At 47.5% G+C, this 16,294-nt stretch carries 17 protein-coding genes and 3 pseudogenes; 6 read left to right on the forward strand and 14 right to left on the reverse strand.

Annotated elements, in window-relative coordinates; genetic code table 11:
• The first annotated feature begins 26 nt into the window (after nucleotides 1-26).
• The 4 genes from L0M98_RS03430 (at nucleotide 27) to L0M98_RS03445 (ending at nucleotide 6,449) form a co-directional block, all read left to right on the forward strand.
• Complete coding sequence (locus L0M98_RS03430) at nucleotides 27-2,360, forward strand: zincin-like metallopeptidase domain-containing protein (protein ID WP_004289398.1); 2,334 nt, start codon at nucleotides 27-29, stop codon at nucleotides 2,358-2,360.
• A gap of 4 nt (nucleotides 2,361-2,364) precedes the next feature.
• On the forward strand, nucleotides 2,365-3,873 hold the full coding sequence (locus tag L0M98_RS03435) for a glucosaminidase domain-containing protein (protein ID WP_004289399.1): 1,509 nt from the start codon (nucleotides 2,365-2,367) through the stop codon (nucleotides 3,871-3,873).
• A 273-nt stretch (nucleotides 3,874-4,146) separates the two neighbouring features.
• Complete coding sequence (locus L0M98_RS03440) at nucleotides 4,147-4,758, forward strand: OB-fold nucleic acid binding domain-containing protein (protein WP_004289401.1); 612 nt, start codon at nucleotides 4,147-4,149, stop codon at nucleotides 4,756-4,758.
• A gap of 5 nt (nucleotides 4,759-4,763) precedes the next feature.
• Nucleotides 4,764-6,449 (forward strand): zincin-like metallopeptidase domain-containing protein, encoded by a 1,686-nt coding sequence (locus L0M98_RS03445; protein ID WP_004289402.1) that lies wholly within the window; start codon nucleotides 4,764-4,766, stop codon nucleotides 6,447-6,449.
• Nucleotides 6,450-6,507: 58 nt separating this feature from the next.
• Here the strand turns inward: L0M98_RS03445 and L0M98_RS03450 are convergent, their stop codons facing one another.
• The 7 genes from L0M98_RS03450 to L0M98_RS03480 form a co-directional block, all read right to left on the reverse strand.
• Nucleotides 6,508-6,876: a hypothetical protein gene (locus L0M98_RS03450; RefSeq protein WP_004289403.1), complete on the reverse strand. Its 369-nt coding sequence runs from the start codon at nucleotides 6,874-6,876 to the stop codon at nucleotides 6,508-6,510.
• Nucleotides 6,877-7,207: 331 nt separating this feature from the next.
• The gene (locus L0M98_RS03455) at nucleotides 7,208-7,492 is read right to left on the reverse strand and encodes a hypothetical protein (RefSeq protein WP_005776176.1); all 285 of its coding nucleotides are present in this window, start codon (nucleotides 7,490-7,492) and stop codon (nucleotides 7,208-7,210) included.
• 12 nt (nucleotides 7,493-7,504) lie between these two features.
• Nucleotides 7,505-7,699, reverse strand: a complete 195-nt coding sequence (locus tag L0M98_RS03460) for a hypothetical protein (protein ID WP_004289406.1) — start codon at nucleotides 7,697-7,699, stop codon at nucleotides 7,505-7,507.
• Complete coding sequence (locus L0M98_RS03465; RefSeq protein ID WP_004289407.1) at nucleotides 7,696-8,046, reverse strand: hypothetical protein; 351 nt, start codon at nucleotides 8,044-8,046, stop codon at nucleotides 7,696-7,698. The genes L0M98_RS03460 and L0M98_RS03465 overlap by 4 nt, the downstream gene beginning before the upstream one ends.
• A gap of 441 nt (nucleotides 8,047-8,487) precedes the next feature.
• Entirely contained in the window at nucleotides 8,488-9,753 is a 1,266-nt protein-coding gene (locus tag L0M98_RS03470) for a PcfJ domain-containing protein (RefSeq protein ID WP_004289409.1), read from the reverse strand.
• Nucleotides 9,754-9,755: 2 nt separating this feature from the next.
• A complete protein-coding gene (locus L0M98_RS03475) occupies nucleotides 9,756-10,181 on the reverse strand; it encodes a PcfK-like family protein (RefSeq protein WP_004289410.1) in 426 nt (141 codons plus the stop codon).
• Between the two features lie 17 nt (nucleotides 10,182-10,198).
• Nucleotides 10,199-10,684 carry a hypothetical protein gene (locus tag L0M98_RS03480; RefSeq protein ID WP_007219816.1) on the reverse strand — a complete coding sequence of 162 codons (486 nt, stop codon included), beginning with the start codon at nucleotides 10,682-10,684 and terminating at the stop codon, nucleotides 10,199-10,201.
• A gap of 459 nt (nucleotides 10,685-11,143) precedes the next feature.
• Between L0M98_RS03480 and L0M98_RS03485 the strand changes: the two genes are divergently transcribed.
• Both L0M98_RS03485 and L0M98_RS22645 read left to right on the forward strand, forming a co-directional pair.
• Entirely contained in the window at nucleotides 11,144-11,311 is a 168-nt protein-coding gene (locus L0M98_RS03485) for a hypothetical protein (protein WP_007219681.1), read from the forward strand.
• 2 nt (nucleotides 11,312-11,313) lie between these two features.
• A pseudogene (locus L0M98_RS22645) lies at nucleotides 11,314-11,907 on the forward strand (N-acetyltransferase).
• Between the two features lie 512 nt (nucleotides 11,908-12,419).
• Here L0M98_RS22645 and L0M98_RS03495 read toward each other — a convergent pair.
• The 7 genes and pseudogenes from L0M98_RS03495 to L0M98_RS03525 form a co-directional block, all read right to left on the reverse strand.
• Nucleotides 12,420-13,009 (reverse strand): annotated as a pseudogene (locus tag L0M98_RS03495) (type 1 glutamine amidotransferase family protein).
• A gap of 16 nt (nucleotides 13,010-13,025) precedes the next feature.
• Entirely contained in the window at nucleotides 13,026-13,640 is a 615-nt protein-coding gene (locus L0M98_RS03500; protein ID WP_004289417.1) for a DNA alkylation repair protein, read from the reverse strand.
• 19 nt (nucleotides 13,641-13,659) lie between these two features.
• Nucleotides 13,660-14,259: a GyrI-like domain-containing protein gene (locus tag L0M98_RS03505; RefSeq protein ID WP_227215002.1), complete on the reverse strand. Its 600-nt coding sequence runs from the start codon at nucleotides 14,257-14,259 to the stop codon at nucleotides 13,660-13,662.
• Nucleotides 14,260-14,319: 60 nt separating this feature from the next.
• The gene (locus L0M98_RS03510) at nucleotides 14,320-14,871 is read right to left on the reverse strand and encodes a ClbS/DfsB family four-helix bundle protein (protein WP_004289419.1); all 552 of its coding nucleotides are present in this window, start codon (nucleotides 14,869-14,871) and stop codon (nucleotides 14,320-14,322) included.
• An 8-nt stretch (nucleotides 14,872-14,879) separates the two neighbouring features.
• On the reverse strand, nucleotides 14,880-15,041 hold the full coding sequence (locus tag L0M98_RS03515; protein ID WP_004289420.1) for a VOC family protein: 162 nt from the start codon (nucleotides 15,039-15,041) through the stop codon (nucleotides 14,880-14,882).
• 187 nt (nucleotides 15,042-15,228) lie between these two features.
• Complete coding sequence (locus L0M98_RS03520; RefSeq protein WP_199176032.1) at nucleotides 15,229-15,564, reverse strand: DUF3795 domain-containing protein; 336 nt, start codon at nucleotides 15,562-15,564, stop codon at nucleotides 15,229-15,231.
• Between the two features lie 159 nt (nucleotides 15,565-15,723).
• Nucleotides 15,724-16,197, reverse strand: a pseudogene (locus L0M98_RS03525) (DinB family protein).
• Nucleotides 16,198-16,294 lie beyond the last annotated feature (97 nt).

A 16,294-nucleotide genomic window follows, 5' to 3' on the forward strand; every position in this document is an offset into this window, starting at 1 on the left:
TTCGTAACCGACAAAAATTTTGGAATATGAAAGAGAAATCGCAGATAGAAAAGAATGCCGAGGAGCGACAGATAGAGTTGCTCTCCACGGCTTTGAACGAAGCATCGAACGCTGGAGGCCACTGGCTCAACGCCGCTGGCAAAGGTTTTCCAAAATTCTACCCGCGCGGTGTCGCCGTCAGCCCGTTCAACGGGTTGTTTATGGCATTGCATTCGGACCGGAACGGGTGCAAGACCAACCTGTTTACCCTTTACAGCGATGCCAAGGCTCGCGGCACATCTGTCCGTGAGCACGAGCAGGGAGTCCCGTTCCTGTTCTATAACTGGAATAAGTACGTCCATCGCAACAATCCGGAGGACATCATCAGCCGAGACGCCTATCTGAAACTGGACGAGGAGGTGCAGAAACAGTACAAGGGCATACATAACCGGGAGATCCGCACACTTTTCAATATCGACCAAACGACACTGCCTTACGTGGATAAGGAGGAATACGATATGGTATTGCTGAAAGACGGCAGTGCCGTGGAACGGGGATATTCCGAGGCCGACGAACGGCGATTGCATATCCGTTTCAACGACTTCCTGCTGAAAATGCGGGACAATCTCGTGCCCGTGCGTTCGGACGGAAGCGGAATGCCCCATTACGAGACAGACCGCGATGCGGTCTATATGCCGCGCCAACGGGATTTCGGACACTACAACGATTATGTACAGGAGGCACTGCGGCAAATCGTAAGTGCCACGGGACACCAGCAACGGCTGGCCCGTGAAGGCATGGTGATGAAAAACGGTATGGGTCCCTCGGAAGATGCCCTCAAACAGGAACGGCTAATCGTGGAGGTGGCTTCGGGAATCAAAATGCTGGAATTGGGACTGCCCGCCCGTCTGTCCGACAAAAGCCTTGAACTGGTGGACTACTGGAACCGGGAACTCAAGGAGAACCCCAACCTGGTGGACGCCCTTGAAAGCGACGTGAACAACGCCCTCGAAGTAATCCATAAGGCAGAACGGGGCGAGAAAATCGAATATGCCACGATGCGCAACCGCCGGCAGACCTCGGACATGCAGGAGCAGTTACCCAAGCATTTCTATGTAGCTGACGAGATCCGGAAACACCCGAACAAGGAGGACAAGACCATTGTCATTGTCATCGACCCGTCCTCGAAATCGGCGGATGTGATACTCCCTGCCGGTGCGTCGCCGGAAGTGGACAATGAAGTGCCGGGCATGAACAAGGCCCGTATCGGCAGGGCTTTGCGAAGGGAAGGGATCGAAAACGTGCGTTTCTTCAATCCTGACGGCGCATGGGGGTATAGGCCCGATGATACTTATTTCGCCCAAAAACAGGTGTCACTGGCCCGGCTGAAGAACTGGGCGCTGGAGATGCTCTCCACATTGGACGTAACGCCTGCGGTCAAACGGGCGGACGAAATCGGCTTCGACCAAGTACAGATGATTCAGGACGACAAGAACCGCTGGGCACTGTATCTGAAGCCCGAACATCAGAGCGGGTACAGTATCTATCCCGACAAGGACGACCTGAACCGCTTCTTCTCCACCCTCAAACAGTCGATGGACAATATCGAAAATGTACGCATGGAGCTGGCGCACAAGTATTATGCGCTGGCGGAAACACAACCCGACCTGAAAGTGGACCTGTTCAGCAGCGGGGCGCAGGACATTGACCTGAACCGGATTCAGCGGGTGTCCGTGTTCAAGACCAAACAAGAAGGGACTCTGTGCGTGGCGACCATTGACGGAAAGAAATTACAACCCCGAAGCGTCACCCGGCAACAATGGCAACGCATGTGGGTGGCGGAGGACCGTGCCAAATACAAATGCCATCTGGCGGCCACGCTTTTCGCCGACGTACTGCGCAAAGGACAGACGCAGGAAGAGAGTGCCGGAAAGAAACAAGGAGAAGAGGATACCCAGCAGCAGGATAAAGACAAGAATCCTAAACAAACCGCCGGGGAAGCCCAGAAAGCCGGTTCATCCCTAAAAGAGTTGTCCATAAAAGATATGCCGGAACAACTGTATGGCAAGTATGAGCAAATCAAAGAAGAACAACCGGAAGCGGTCGTCCTTTTCAAACATGGGAACAACTATTATGCTTCCATGTATGATGCGGAGACCATTGCGAACGAACTGAACCTGCCTCCGAGCAAAGAACGCGTTCCGTATGATGCAAACAAAATCATATTGGTATTCGAGCATGACAATGAGGAAACAAGGCAGCAAATTCATGCGCTACGGGCATACGTGATGGATTGTGACGGTATGTCCAAGGCACAGCAAAACGGGCCTGCAGAAACAACCGACGAAGAGAACGAACAACGTCCAACCATGAGGAGGTAGAAATATGGCAAACAAGAATCAAGAATATACGGAACAATATGCAGACTATGCGATGGAACAGATGCGGCGGTACGGCATTCCGGCCTCCGTGACGCTGGCACAGGGCATACTGGAAAGTTCCAACGGACAGAGCCGTTTGGCGCAGAATGAGAACAACCACTTCGGTATCAAGGCCACGCCCGAATGGATTGCCGAGGGTGGCCGGTACAGCCTGTATTCCGATGACAAGCCGAACGAGAAGTTCTGCAGTTACGACAGTGTGGGCGATTCGTATGAGCATCACTCACGCTTCCTGAAAGAGAACAACCGCTATGCCCGTTGTTTCTCGCTCTCTCCCGACGACTACAAAGGCTGGACGCTGGGGCTCGAAAAGGCGGGCTATGCCACGGGCGGGCATTATGCCGACAGTCTGCAACGTATCATCGAGCAGAACGGGCTGCAAAAGTACGACCGTCAGGTCATGCAGGAGATGGAAGCGCAGGGAAAGCGGTTCGGTGTGGAAGAGAACCCGCTCCGGGAAGCCGGAAATGCAGTGGACTATTCGTTTCCGGTGGAACGGAAAGAGTTTCTTTTCGTCACCTCACCGTTCGGTATGCGGCAAGACACCAAGGACGGGACAAAACGAATGCACACAGGCATGGACATCCGATGTAACAACGGCGATGCAGTGCTGGCGACGGAACAAGGCGGCAAGGTCGTCGCTGTCGGAAACAAATCGCTCACGGTGGAATACCCCCGTGCGGACGGCTGCAAAATACAGTGTACCTACAAAAACCTCGGCGAGGTATTCGTGAGAACCGATGATACAGTACAGGCCGGAAATCGGCTCGGTAAATCGGGCAAGAGCGGGGAACACCTGCATTTCAGTGTCCGGCAAATTCATGCGGACGGTACGCAACGGGACGTCGATCCGGCAGCGTATCTGGCTGAAATCGCACAAAAGGGCAACATCAAACAACAAGTGTTGCATAACGGCAACGACCTGTTCGCCAAATATAAAAGTCCGGAGAATGCCAAGGAAAACCTTTCACCCGATGCATGGATGAAAAAACTGCTCTCCTCGGAGGACAGCGGCGTGGGACTGTCAGGGTGTAGCGACCCTATCGTGGAGATGGCCATGACCGCTTTTACCTCCCTGATGTTGCTGGCGACGCAAATCGACAGCAAAAACGAGGAAGAACAAAAGGCGGCCATTTCCGAGGCGATGGACCGCCGGGAAATCGACCTGACATCGCTGTTGCCCGGCATGAAAAGTTGCGACCTCGTGATCGGGGAAAACGGGCGGGCTGTCCTGCAAGCGGACAACGGAAGCGTCCAGGTATCGCGGGAACTGACCTCTGCCGAGTTAAGCCGCCTGTCGGTGACGCTTAACGACGGTTCTCTTTCGGAAGAAGCCAAACGACTGCGTGTGACTGGACTGTTGAACACGGTCATCCTCTCGGAGGCAGCCTCGCTGAATTTCGAGCAGGGAATGGCCGAGCAACGGGGACAGACGGAAATCCTGAAACGATAAAATCCGAAAGCCATGATAAAACGCGTGATGATACGGTTATGCGGGTATCTATTCGGACTATCCGTCTGCGTCCTGCACATTCTGCTCTGTTACCTGCTGCTGGGCTGGGTGACAACGCTCGTCGTCATGGGGGTGCAGTTGCTGATTGCAGCAGGATTCATCTACATAAGGATACGTGCTCCTGATTAGGGCCGCCACCAGTCTGTTCAACTTCAATTCATAGGACCCTGTTTGTCAGATGGTATATGTGTATCATTAAAAGACAAAAGCAAAATGATTAAATGTAATGTTACGGTATGCGGCACGATAGGCCGCAATGCTTCGGCGAGAACAAACAAGGAAGGAAATTCGTTTCTGTCTTTTCCGCTACGTGTCACGATTCCGGACCGAGACGGTCAAAACGAAGTTATCGAAATCAGTGTCAGCAAAGACGGCTCCCAAGAGGAGGCATCAGGTTATCGGAACGGTTCGCACGTGGAGATTACAGGAACGCTGTTTCTGAAACGCAGGGGTGACAAACTCTATTTCAACCTTTTTGCAGACCGTATCGATCCGGTTGCCTCAGACACGGCGGATTTTCTCAAAGGAGATATGGCATTTCGCGGTAAAGTGGGCAAAAATATCGAGGAACGGAAAGACAGGAACGACAAACCCTACACGATGTTCTCGGCATTCAGCATCAAGAAGGTCGATGAGAATTTCGAGTACCAGTGGGTGCGCTTCTTCTGCTTCGACAGGCAACGCGAAGAGTGGTTGCAACCGGGTGTCAAGGTAGAGGCCAAGGGCGAACTGACGGTCTCGGTACATAACGGGAAGCCGGACATCTCCTGCCGAGTGGAAGAATTGATGCAATATGTTCCCGAATCGGATAACTCCAATCAGTAGCAGTCATGGCCGGTTATAGAAAGCGAAATACAGAGGGACCGAACAGCGAGGATAAGGCGCTGGACCTCTTTGCCGAGATGATGATCGAGAAAATCGAAAGCATCCAGAAAGATTGGCACAAGCCGTGGTTTACCGAGGGTGTACTGCAATGGCCGCGTAACCTGTCGGGGCGCGAGTACAACGGTATGAACGCCCTGATGCTGCTCCTGCATTGTGAGAACGAAGGGTACAAGATTCCCCGTTTCTGTACGTTCGACTGCGTGCAGCGGCTCAACAAACCCGGTAAGGACGGACAAGAACTGCCAAGGGTATCTGTGCTGAAAGGCGAGAAATCCTTTCCCGTGATGCTGACCACATTCACCTGCATACACAAGGAGACAAAGGAAAAAATCAAGTATGACGATTACAAGAAGCTCTCCGACGAGGAGAAGGCGCAATACAACGTCTATCCCAAAATGCAGGTGTTCCGGGTGTTCAATGTCGCCCAGACCAACTTGCGGGAGGCACGACCGGAGTTGTGGGAGCAGTTGGAGGTAGAGAACGGGAAAAGGATCGAAAACGGCGAACATTTCAGTTTCGCGCCCGTCGATACGATGATTCGGGATAACCTTTGGATTTGTCCTATCAAACCGAGACATCAGGACGAAGCATACTACTCGATTACGAGAAACGAGATAATCGTGCCCGAAAAAGAACAGTTCCAGTCCGGAGAAGCCTTTTACGGAACGCTGTTTCATGAAATGGTCCACTCCACCGGCGCCGAGGGTGTTCTCGACCGCCTCCAGCCGACATCTTTCGGCTCGAAAGAGTATGCCCGCGAGGAACTGGTGGCCGAACTCGGCAGTGCACTGATCGCACAACGCTATGGCATGACCAAGCATATCAAGGAAGACAGTTGCGCATACCTCAAAGGGTGGCTCGATGAATTGAAGGAATCGCCACAGTTTATCAAGACGACGCTTCTGGACGTGAAAAGGGCTTCGTCAATCGTTACTCAAAAGGTGGATAAGATTGCACAGGAGTTGGAACAAAATGTTACTGAAGAGCAAGAGAACAAACACTCGACCAAGGAACGTATCTTTTACGCATCGGTGGCTTATCTCCAATCCACCGATGACACGACGCAACTGGACGAATTGAAGGACAAAGGCGACTACAAGGGATTGCTGGCACTCGCCAAGGAGTATTACGACGGCAACGGTATGGACGAGCAGCATACATTCGCTTCTCCCCTCCAGAACCGGGGAGATGATCTGCTAATCGAGGATAAAGACTTTGCCGTAGTGTACAACGGAAGTGTCGGGGGCACTTACGACATCATGCTGAAGTACACGGAACAGGAGGTGCGAGACCATATCCGGCGTTACGGAACCGACCGCGCCAGCGATGATGTGAAAGAGGTGGCCAAGGATATGGCGGCGGAAGAGTTTGATGTCCTGAAACATCAGAAACTCCCGATGTTCGAGATGCCGAACGGAAAACATCTGTTCGTCTGGTATAACAGGGAAACCGACACGCTCAATGCCGGACCGTTTACCGGTACGGATATACCCGACAGACACCGCTTCGCTTACAACCATTGTCTGTCGATGGAAGCCAACCTGCAAAGCGTGAACGAGAAACTGGAGGGTATGGAAGAATACCAGGCCGAAGTGCAAGAGGAAAGCTACATCAGCGGTCTGCACCGATAACGGAAACGAGTGTGAGGTGGCGTTGAAGTGAAGCCACCTCACATTCTTATACATTACATTAAGACAACAGTTTGTCAATCATTGACTGTAGCTGTGACATATCGCAATATTGATTGATACCACCAGTATAATCCTTTACGTGCCGGGCAGTCCGTATCAGGAACGAATCAAGTTCTATCTTTACCCCACCGTCCATCCGCGCATCCGAAGAATGGCTTATGTACACGAATTTACCGTTACGCTCAATAAAGCAACTTGTAAGGTAATGCCCCTTGCTCTCGGCTACAACTGCCGCATCCACGGCTTTTGCATATTTGGATATTTCACTCAACAACGCCGTTTGGAAGTTATTGTATTCCTTTGATACATAATTCCCTGCATCTGCAAGGACAGAAGATTGCCATTTGGTATAAAAAGTCTGTGTCATATTCTTTCAATTCTAATTCTGTAAATAAATTAGGCACATAGCAATAAAAGCATTGAATTTATAGTATTCAATTAACGACATTTAAGCAATTACCATGATGTTTTCAGAGACCAAAGTTACGGAGATTTATCGTATAGCAGATGATTTTTGCAAAGAAATTGCTCAATTTCAGGGAAAATATATGGTTGAATGAATATTCCATGCCCCGCTCCTTTAATACAACTTTATTTCCAACTCCCTTTCTACCATAACAACATACTGTTTTTTGAAAGAAGCCCGCCATTGATGTATGTTTTTCAAAGACGGGCAACTGGCTATATTTGAATTATACTCACGTTAAATAGCTTTCCCAGTTCTCTTTGTCGATAGTTAATTTGTTCATTTCCCAATCGTATTCCACTTCCGGCATATCAGCATAAGGGAAATACACGGTATAGCCTATCTGTCCGTAGGAGCAATGTAATGGTATGACGCAAATATCCTGACCACAGTAAGGTTGTGGCGTACAATATTTCTTCCAATCAAAACGGCCTGCAATTATATTGCAGCAGAGTAATTTTAGAGCCATTATACCTTTCCAACTCTGAAAATCCGTCTTACAACTTGTCCTTTCCATAATGAATATCATTTAATGTGCTATGTTATAATAAATTTCGGGTTCGCTCGATACATTGTAGATGTAATTGCCACAACGTACCAAAAGGGCGTTTTTGCCATAATACAGTTCTTTCATTCCGGTGATGCTTCCTGTCTTGTGGAAATTTGGAAAGCGGCTTATTCCTGTCCTTTCCGCATCTTTTGTGTAAAGTGTTTTCATTCTCATGCTATTGCTTTTTTTAATGTTTCATACAGGGTTTCTATCATTTTCTCGGCTTCTTCCATATCGGTTACGATGTCTTTGATGTGGTAGGGCGCACCGTTTTTGCCGTGCCCGTCATTGCCTATCCACAGGTAGGTTTCATAGTCGGGGTCGAAGCCTTCGTAGAAATTTTCCAATTCACACAGAAACCTGTCGAAATCCCCGTCTTTCATTTCAACAGAGACGTTGAAATCCTGCCCTTTGGGCGTATATTGCTGAAAATCGAACACCACTCTATTTTCGTACTTCGTTGTCGATGCTTGCCAGCCCAATCCTGTGGCTACTGCGATAATTTGTTCTGTTGTTGTCATCGTTTCGTTTTTTTATTTCCCTTTGTTCCGAGCTTTTCAGCCCGCCGCAGGGTCGGTTTTTATGTGCGATACCCGACGGCGGAAGCAAGAACCGCAAACAAGGAACCGCCGATGAAATTTTATGAAATACCGGGATCTGTGATTTCGGAAAGTTTTCGTCAAATTTCAGCAAGGTAGCTCTGCGATACTTGGTCAGCCGTTCGTCCGCCGTACCTTTGCACGGTAAAAACAGCCTGTGGCGGTGACGGGCTTCGAGGAAATGATAATCCGACGGTATAAAAGGGAGAAGCAAACTATAAACGTCCTGCCTGCTCATGGCATATAAATGGCTGATTGGGCTATTCAAGTGAAGATAGCTGCCTACAAAAGTATGCGGCAACGGCCGGAATATAAACAACCACCTGTCCCGATTGGCAGGTGGTTGACCGACAGCAGCCGGTATCAGGCGGTCATACGTTTTCGGACAAGTGCGATGTTCTTATGCACAAGGTTCATAATCCGTTTATGGTATTTCGTATTTTTGTTACACAGCCCTCTCGACTGCAGCACCTTGAATGTTTCGAGGCTCAACTCTACGGTCTCGACCCTCTTGTTTTCTATCCGTGCGGAGAATACCAGCGTATTCGGCTTGAGGTAATACTCGCACTGTCCTACGCAGTGATGCAACGCATTGCCCTCGTCGTAGTAGGCTTCCACGCTGTCCAGCACACGGACGACTATCGTCCCGTCCGTGAACTCCAGACCGAAGAACTTGCCTTTCAACTCCCTGAAACGTGCCTCGTTTTCCCTTGCCCGTTTCATCTGCTCCATGCGTTTTTTCTGCTCTTGGAGAATACGCACCTTGTTCTGGTACTTGTCGTGTTCGGCTTTCAAATCGGCAGGGCAAACATAGTGGGCGTTGTGCAAGTCTTTGCCGCACCTGTCGAGCATACGGAGATAATCTGTCCATATTCCCATGTCTTTTATCCGATACTTCTGGCGTAACACGATTTTGTAGGACGGCCAACAGAAATCCAAATCCTGCGGGTGGTCTATAAAATACTTGAGGTCGCGTTTGCGTCCGCTTTTGAGTATCGTTTCCACACGGCTGTCAGACAGCAGAGCTTTCATCAGCTTTTGCGGGGCGATGTCGGCGAACGAACCTTTCAAACCATTGCGTCGTAATTTCGGAATAGATGTATATCTCGGATAAACGTAACAATCCGCAATATATTTATAAACATAGTTGTCGTTCCGCAGTTCCAATCCCGACCCGTACAGAAAACAATCCAAGTAACGTCCCATTGCCCGTTGTAAGGCCGTCAGAGCAGTTTTACCGTTCTCGTCCAACCAATACCTGGCCACTTCGCACACGTCCGTCCGAGCTTTCCGGCTCTTGTGATAATAAACGGTCATTCTGAAAATCCGCTGTACCTGAAATCCGTCCTGTGTGGTGATGACGGAAAAATAACTTTTCTCGTCCGTCTTGCGGCAAAGCGTGTCTTTGAGCGTCAGTTTGGCATGGCAGTTCGGACAATGGCAATGTTTAGTTTTCGTCTCGTTCCACCGATACCCGCAATCGAGGCAGGTCGTTTGTCCGCTGGGCGTGCGAAAAGCGTAATGTCCGACGGTATGACGGAACGCCCATTCTGTTTGCTTCTCCGTGATAGGCAGTAACCGCCTGTTGGCGGCTACTACCTTATGTTGGAATTTCGTTCGTGCTTTCATGGTCAGAAATCGAAAAGTGAAAGTTCTGTTTGGTTGCTCTGTGCGGCTTTGGCAGTCGGCTTCGGCTTGCTGTGGCGTTGCTGTATCTTGCGCATTTCTTCCTCCTGATAGGCTTTCAGCGCCTCCTTTCGTGCCTGTGCCTTTTCTTCTTCGGTCAGTTCTACTTTGTGGTTGACCACGACACCGCAGCTAATGGGGTTTCCTACGTCGATGTTGTCTTCATCATAGTAATGAATGGCGAGCGACCACACCTCGTCGTCAGTCATTCCGCAACAGCCGCTTGCCTTTACTTGATTGAGAATAAACGTGATACAATCGTCCAAGTTCTTGTTTTCTTTGGCATAGGAGACAGCAAAAAGTTCGTCTGTCTGCGCCCTGCCGTCCAAGTATTCCTTGATAGTCTGTTTGAAATGTTCCGTACCTTTCATCGTTTTGCATTTTGAGGTTAAAAATGATAGTCGATAACACCGCCGATATAGAGTAGCGTGCCGGGTTCAAATTCGCATACCTGCCGCAGGAACTCGTAGGATTGCTCGGCGTGGGATTGCAATCCCTCTTCGTCCATGTAGAACCAGTAGGCGGTATCGAGCGGGTTTTTCAGAAATTTTTCAAGCTGATAGACCGGGCCAATCCATTCCTGTACGCTTTCGGGGGTAATGGCTTCCGCCCTGCTTCGAATGTCTGCGACAAACTCTTCTCTCCATTGTGCCGCACCGCCATTGTAGCGTATGGTATCGTCGGAAACAAGTTCGAACATGCCTTTGGGCAGAATGTTGTTTACCAAGTTGTCGATATGGTACTGGCGTTCTTCGTCGTCAATCTCGGCACAATAATCGAAAAAGCTGTCATCGCCTTGCATGAGGGTGTCCTCGTTCATGTAGTCGTCCTTGTCCACTCGTGTTCGAGTAATTTGAAAAATCTTGCTGTGCATAACCTTGAATTTTAATTTGTTGAACTTGCTTTTCTTTTCCCTCCCTTCGGAAGCCTTTCGGCTTTCCTTGCCGGGAGAGATTTTACATGCAAGCCAGACAGCGGGGAAAGGACGGAAAGGCAAGCAAACGGCCGGGAATTTCACGGAATACCCAACCCGACAGGCACGGCATGTCGGGGAACTGAAAGGCCATCTTTGATTTGCGGAAGGCTGCCGGGCAAATTCAAGAGCCGTTAGCACAGTGGTGCTTGACGCCGGACGACCGCTGTACCTTTGCATGGGAAAATCTAACCGGCGAGGGAGCGACGACAGGATAGTAAGAGGAATGTAATATGGTTAGAATAACCACATAAAAAAGTGGCAAATTGTTTGTGAATTGATATAACCCTGTTATTGTTAAATTCTGCGTACCATTTTGTTGTATGGTAATAAAGTAGTATTTGCATAAAATTAATGATTATGGTTATAACGATTAAGAATATTCCGGTTTTGGAAGGTGCTACGGCAGAAGATTTCGTGCGTAATGCAGAAAAGAATGCCGTAAAGGTAACTCCACAGTTGTCCGTGGCGGCCAAGAAACGGCTACAAAAGGTATTGGAGAAATCCCGTTCATTCCGATTCAACTAACAATGGACGGGATTTCTTTATACGATGATTGCGTCATGCCTGCCTATATAGGGAAGTGCGGGAAAAGTGTCTCCCTTTCACTTGCGGCGAGGATGATCTTGATGATTTTTTCCTTCATGATGCCGATTTATATGCGGATGAACTTTTAGGGAAAACTTATTGTTGGGTGACGACTGAATTTCCGCACCGTATTGTAGCGTTGTTTACCTTGGCTAATGACAGCATCAAGACCAAATTAATCTCTTCCAATGACAAAAATCGTTTGTAACGTAATATCGTAAACCCAAAACGTGGGCGTAGCTACCCGGCTGTACTGATAGGAAGACTGGGGGTAAACCGGGAATATCAGGGCACACCGAGCCATGTAGGACAGCAACTGATGACCTTTATAAAAGACTGGTTCCGTCACGAGGACAATAAAACGGGATGCCGCTTTATCGTAGTGGATGCGTACAACGAGGAAAGGGTGCTTAAGTATTACGACAAAAACGGCTTTCTTCCTCTATACAAGACAGAAGAGATAGAAAAGCAATATTTATGACATTCCACAAGACGCACCTTTGAAAACGCGCTTGCCATATAAAGGACTGATATAACTTGAATTTGACAGAAACGGTCTCGGAATAATCATTCGAGGCCGTTTTTTATGTGCATATTATGCAGTCGCCAAATGCGGTCATAAGGTTCAAGTTATATAATTTACTGAATAGCAATTTCTTTTCTAATCAGGAAAAGAGTTTATTGATAGTTTTTTCGTATATTTGATGCAGTTAGAATATATTTAACTGGCTATTAGTAGATTGGGAAGAACTCACACGAGAACGGGCAACGGATAAGAAATTGGAAAGTGTTTAGAACCACTATATTTCTCAATACTGTCAAATAACTCTTAATCTGAGGCAAAAATAAGTAATTCAAACGGAAGAACCAAGAGTACAAGCGGTAAAAACGAAAAAAAGTAATTACTTCATGAAAGACTTAATCGGAACTATTCGAGGAAAGGGTATTAGAGGGAGAATAGGAGGTAAGTAACTGTAAATGAGTGTGATTATCGCTATATTTCGGTGGTTTGCACAGAGGGGTAAATTAGAATTTCAGAACTACTGTTTTATCTCACACACCCGTTTTTGTAGAAATCATACCATTTGTCAATCTGCTCGGGGTTGTCGGCTCCCAGTAACAGAAGCATCTCACGGGTAAATTCCAAGTGTCCTACACCGTTTGCCGTAACGATGTTCTTATCACTGACAGCTTGTGCTTCCACATAATTTTCTACGTTAGTATAAACTGTACACCCCATTTTTTGAGTTGGTCAATACCGTTGCCCGTATGCTTTACATGGTTCAGAAAACCGTGCGAACACAAGAACGAAGCACCGTTGCATATCGCCCCGACGATTTTGTCTTTATCCAAAGCCTCTTTTACCAATGGGGCGACAAGTTCCGCTTCGGGAGAATCCCAACGGTTGCCGCCGATAAGCACCAAGGCTGCATAGTCTTTCGGCATATTCTCAAAAGAATAATCGGGCAAAGTTCTGAAACCGCCGATAGGACGGACAGTGTCCAATGTCGGTGCAACGGTATGCACTTCGTACTTGATTTCACCATCCGGTATCACGGCCACATGAAGGGCCGTGGAGAGAAAAGCCCCCCAGTCTGCGTACCCATTTAACAAGACAAATAAAACTTTCTGTTTCATTGATGTATCTATCTTCTTAGTTTAATAACTTCGCCGCAAGTTTGTAGGTAAAGAGAATTCGGGGATTGGACAACTCCCATCGCTGAACCTCATCCCGTATCAATTCTGCGTGCTCCTTGCTTATGTCTCTCAAGGCATTTCCCACGGATTTCCTTAAATACTTGCTTTCATGTGCCTTGTGCTTACAGATCAACGCAATGGCAATTGACGGATTCTCCTTGAAGAACGGACGAGTTGTCCAAATCCTCAACCCTTCAGTTACGGCACGGATAACATTCGGATTGTCGTCATTCAGCCACTCTTCGATGAGCGGTAAAGACGCTTCATATCCTCTATACTTGCAAACTTCATCGAAAGCCATTGCAAGCATTTCCTGTACACGCCAATTCTTGTCTATACTGACCGTCTCTTTCAGAAAACAAAGAGCATTATTATTCTCTGTTGCCAATCTACCCAATAGCGTTGTCGCCAGCATCCTGAATTGGTAGGCTTCATGCCTGAACAGTTCGAGGGCAAGTTCAAAAAATTGTTTCCTCGGGTATGCGGAAAGGATTTCATTAGCCCCATCAAGGATGTGGTGAAAACCATGCTCTATTTGCCGTATCTTGTTTAATAAGTTATCGATATTCATTTGTTGAGTGTAAAATTCTTCATTCTTCCATTTTTCTTATCGGGTGCCGGATCACAGTCCTTCGCTTTTCGGGAGCGACTTTCCGGGCGTCACTGAGATAGATTTCATGATGCATGCGCTTATCCGTAATGTCGAGGACGTAGCCCCGGCTCTTCATGTATTCGTGCATAAGTGCGACAGTAACCGGCTCGTCATCATAAGAACCGACATGCATGCATTGGACGCATAAGCCCTCATCACAGGAGAGAAACTCAACCTTGGCAAAATCGGTTTTCTTTTTCTTCGTTGCTTCCCGGATTGCCCACTCGAAATCTGCTTTTGTCACAAAGTCCGGAAGACGGATGACCGATATCCACTTGAAGCTTTCCTTTCGGGCATAGTCGATCCCTTTTACGCCATCCTGCCACCAGAAGCCTTCGAGCGGCGGCACGACATAATCGAAATACCCTTCGATCCGATGATCGCCTTTTTGGCTCATTTTGATGGTAAACGCGATTCCATACAAAAGCCCGATCGACTGTTTGTATTCTCCCTCCTCTGCATTCGGGTCTCCCTGTCCTCGAACGGCTATGTAGTTCATGCTTGGCACGGTAATGATACCGGGCTTGCTGGGGGGCATATAGAATTCCCTGTATTCTTTTTTGTAGTCAAAAGCCATTGGTTTATTCCTCCATCTTATCTATTTGTTGCTTGTTTTGATATGCATCCTTATCTTCCTCATCGCCCAGTCGTAATGGCTTGCCGTTGTCGAAACACAGTAAGCACCGAGTGTGGAAGTGGAAGTGGAAGTGCCAGGCCAATCGAACGCCCCCTTGACAAAGAGTTCATCGTTGGAGAATTGCCCTATCAGAGTCATTACCTCCTTGTGACTCTCTTTTAAGTTCGCTTTTGCTTGTGTCAATGGCGTGCTTTGATGCTTCTTCCAAAACTCCACGTTCATTGCCGGGTATGTGTTCCAGTTGTACGGTTCGGGCAGGACGGTTTTGTACCCGCCGTCAAGCTTGGCTTTTATCCACCTTAGTAGCAGTTGATGCCACTCGTACAGATATACAAGCACATCACGCAGGTTCCTGTCCCTGCTCCAATGTGTTTCTTTCCCGGCCGTTGCCATTTCGTCGGCAAAGGCTGCCTTCTGCCGTTCTTCGCTCATACTGTCGATGAGTTTCCACATCTTGTCGAATTGTCCGTTGGCAGATGTTATCAAATCCCCTTTTGTCGTTGCTCTTGCCATAGTCGTTATTATTTATCATAGAGTTCCTTGCTAAAACTCCGGCAATGCCCGTTGGGGGCTTCAAAAGTCAGCAATTCGCCGTATAGCTCTTCTCTGATGTTGCCGATGATCTTCACATTTTTGCTTCTCAACTCATCCCGGACAAGTTCGATATCCTCCGCCTCCAACATAATCCTTGTCTTGCCGGCAACAACTTCACCTTTTCTCTCCGGTTCTTTTCAGGATGGCAAACGATGTCTCGCCCAAATCGAACTCTATCCGGTCGCCATCAATGGCTTTTATCTCAAACCCTATATTGCGATAGAATTTTTTCGACCGTTGCAAATCACTGACATAAATCCAACAGGCATATATTTTTTAATCTTCATTCTTATCGTGTTCTTTTTCCGTACTCCGTGCAAACCTTGTCGTGCAATGAGACAATGCCGCCACATTCCGTGCAGGTGTATCGAGCGGGGTGTGTTTCCATGAAATGAAATAAAATACCCCGTTTCCCTTTACAATCTCACTATTTTCGACCGGACTTTCCTTGTAACGGCTGTTGTAACTTCTTTCGAGGTTTCTTATAAGTCTACAAGGGAAGTCGCCACACTGATAGTAATAAGTAATCTCTTTCAGCAGCACGCAGTCCTTTATCCTGCCTTGCGACAATGTTCCGGTCTCCCTTTGCCTTCCCGCGTACAGCCGACGCAAGTTTTTTGCGTTTTCCGTGTATGACAATGCTTATGGCAGACCATACAGTTCATACCGCAGGGAGCGAGCATTTCTATGTCAATGCAGTCAATTCGCATATCTCTTTCCCCATTTATTCTATGCTGCAAAAATAATAATTTTCTTTGTACCGTCGTGCTTTTATTGTTCTATTAATTCCTGTATCTCGTTAAGATGCAACTCAATATGTCCCAAATATCCATCAATCACTTGGCGAAGAGTTACAGCAATACCCTCGAAATTCTGCCATGAATTTTCAAGCTTAGTATGGTCAACCGATTTTATCACTTGAATCATGTGCAGATTGTAATACTTCTACAACTGAATCGTAATATTCCAATCAGCATTTTGATAATCCTGTAAAGCGATCCACAAGTCATTATCCTGTTGATAATCGGGAAAGTCAAGTTTATCGTTGTACTGTAATCGAACCACGCGTTGGTGATTATTTGCAGCAGAATCAACCAAATGATCCAGTATCTGTTTGATAGTCCTGTTTTGTTTATTCCTCTTTTTTGTAATTGTATCAACTGGTAAATCAATCAATTTTTGCTCCCAAGTATCAATATACCGTAGAATCCCATTTGTAACATTTGAAAAATCCATTTTTATTATTTGTTTTATTGAGTCAAAAACAGTAAAACATTCAACTCCTCAACGTCAGGCAAATCAGATGAGTTTGTACTTTACTCTTTGCGATGATTATTAGAAT

Origin of the sequence: Butyricimonas sp. DFI.6.44 (genome assembly GCF_022132345.1) — a bacterium.
Lineage (GTDB): Bacteria > Bacteroidota > Bacteroidia > Bacteroidales > Marinifilaceae > Butyricimonas > Butyricimonas muris.

Excerpts from the sequence above, each read along its gene's own strand:
- L0M98_RS03475 (WP_004289410.1), bottom strand. The coding sequence starts at position 10,181 with ATGAAAGGTACGGAACATTTCAAACAGACTATCAAGGAATACTTGGAC.
- L0M98_RS03480 (WP_007219816.1), bottom strand. The coding sequence starts at position 10,684 with ATGCACAGCAAGATTTTTCAAATTACTCGAACACGAGTGGACAAGGAC.
- L0M98_RS03470 (WP_004289409.1), bottom strand. The coding sequence starts at position 9,753 with ATGAAAGCACGAACGAAATTCCAACATAAGGTAGTAGCCGCCAACAGG.
- L0M98_RS03510 (WP_004289419.1), bottom strand. The coding sequence starts at position 14,871 with ATGGCAAGAGCAACGACAAAAGGGGATTTGATAACATCTGCCAACGGA.
- L0M98_RS03440 (WP_004289401.1), top strand. The coding sequence starts at position 4,147 with ATGATTAAATGTAATGTTACGGTATGCGGCACGATAGGCCGCAATGCT.
- L0M98_RS03465 (WP_004289407.1), bottom strand. The coding sequence starts at position 8,046 with ATGACAACAACAGAACAAATTATCGCAGTAGCCACAGGATTGGGCTGG.
- L0M98_RS03445 (WP_004289402.1), top strand. The coding sequence starts at position 4,764 with ATGGCCGGTTATAGAAAGCGAAATACAGAGGGACCGAACAGCGAGGAT.
- L0M98_RS03485 (WP_007219681.1), top strand. The coding sequence starts at position 11,144 with ATGGTTATAACGATTAAGAATATTCCGGTTTTGGAAGGTGCTACGGCA.
- L0M98_RS03460 (WP_004289406.1), bottom strand. The coding sequence starts at position 7,699 with ATGAGAATGAAAACACTTTACACAAAAGATGCGGAAAGGACAGGAATA.
- L0M98_RS03505 (WP_227215002.1), bottom strand. The coding sequence starts at position 14,259 with ATGCCCCCCAGCAAGCCCGGTATCATTACCGTGCCAAGCATGAACTAC.
- L0M98_RS03455 (WP_005776176.1), bottom strand. The coding sequence starts at position 7,492 with ATGGAAAGGACAAGTTGTAAGACGGATTTTCAGAGTTGGAAAGGTATA.
- L0M98_RS03435 (WP_004289399.1), top strand. The coding sequence starts at position 2,365 with ATGGCAAACAAGAATCAAGAATATACGGAACAATATGCAGACTATGCG.
- L0M98_RS03450 (WP_004289403.1), bottom strand. The coding sequence starts at position 6,876 with ATGACACAGACTTTTTATACCAAATGGCAATCTTCTGTCCTTGCAGAT.
- L0M98_RS03515 (WP_004289420.1), bottom strand. The coding sequence starts at position 15,041 with ATGTTGGAGGCGGAGGATATCGAACTTGTCCGGGATGAGTTGAGAAGC.
- L0M98_RS03500 (WP_004289417.1), bottom strand. The coding sequence starts at position 13,640 with ATGAATATCGATAACTTATTAAACAAGATACGGCAAATAGAGCATGGT.
- L0M98_RS03430 (WP_004289398.1), top strand. The coding sequence starts at position 27 with ATGAAAGAGAAATCGCAGATAGAAAAGAATGCCGAGGAGCGACAGATA.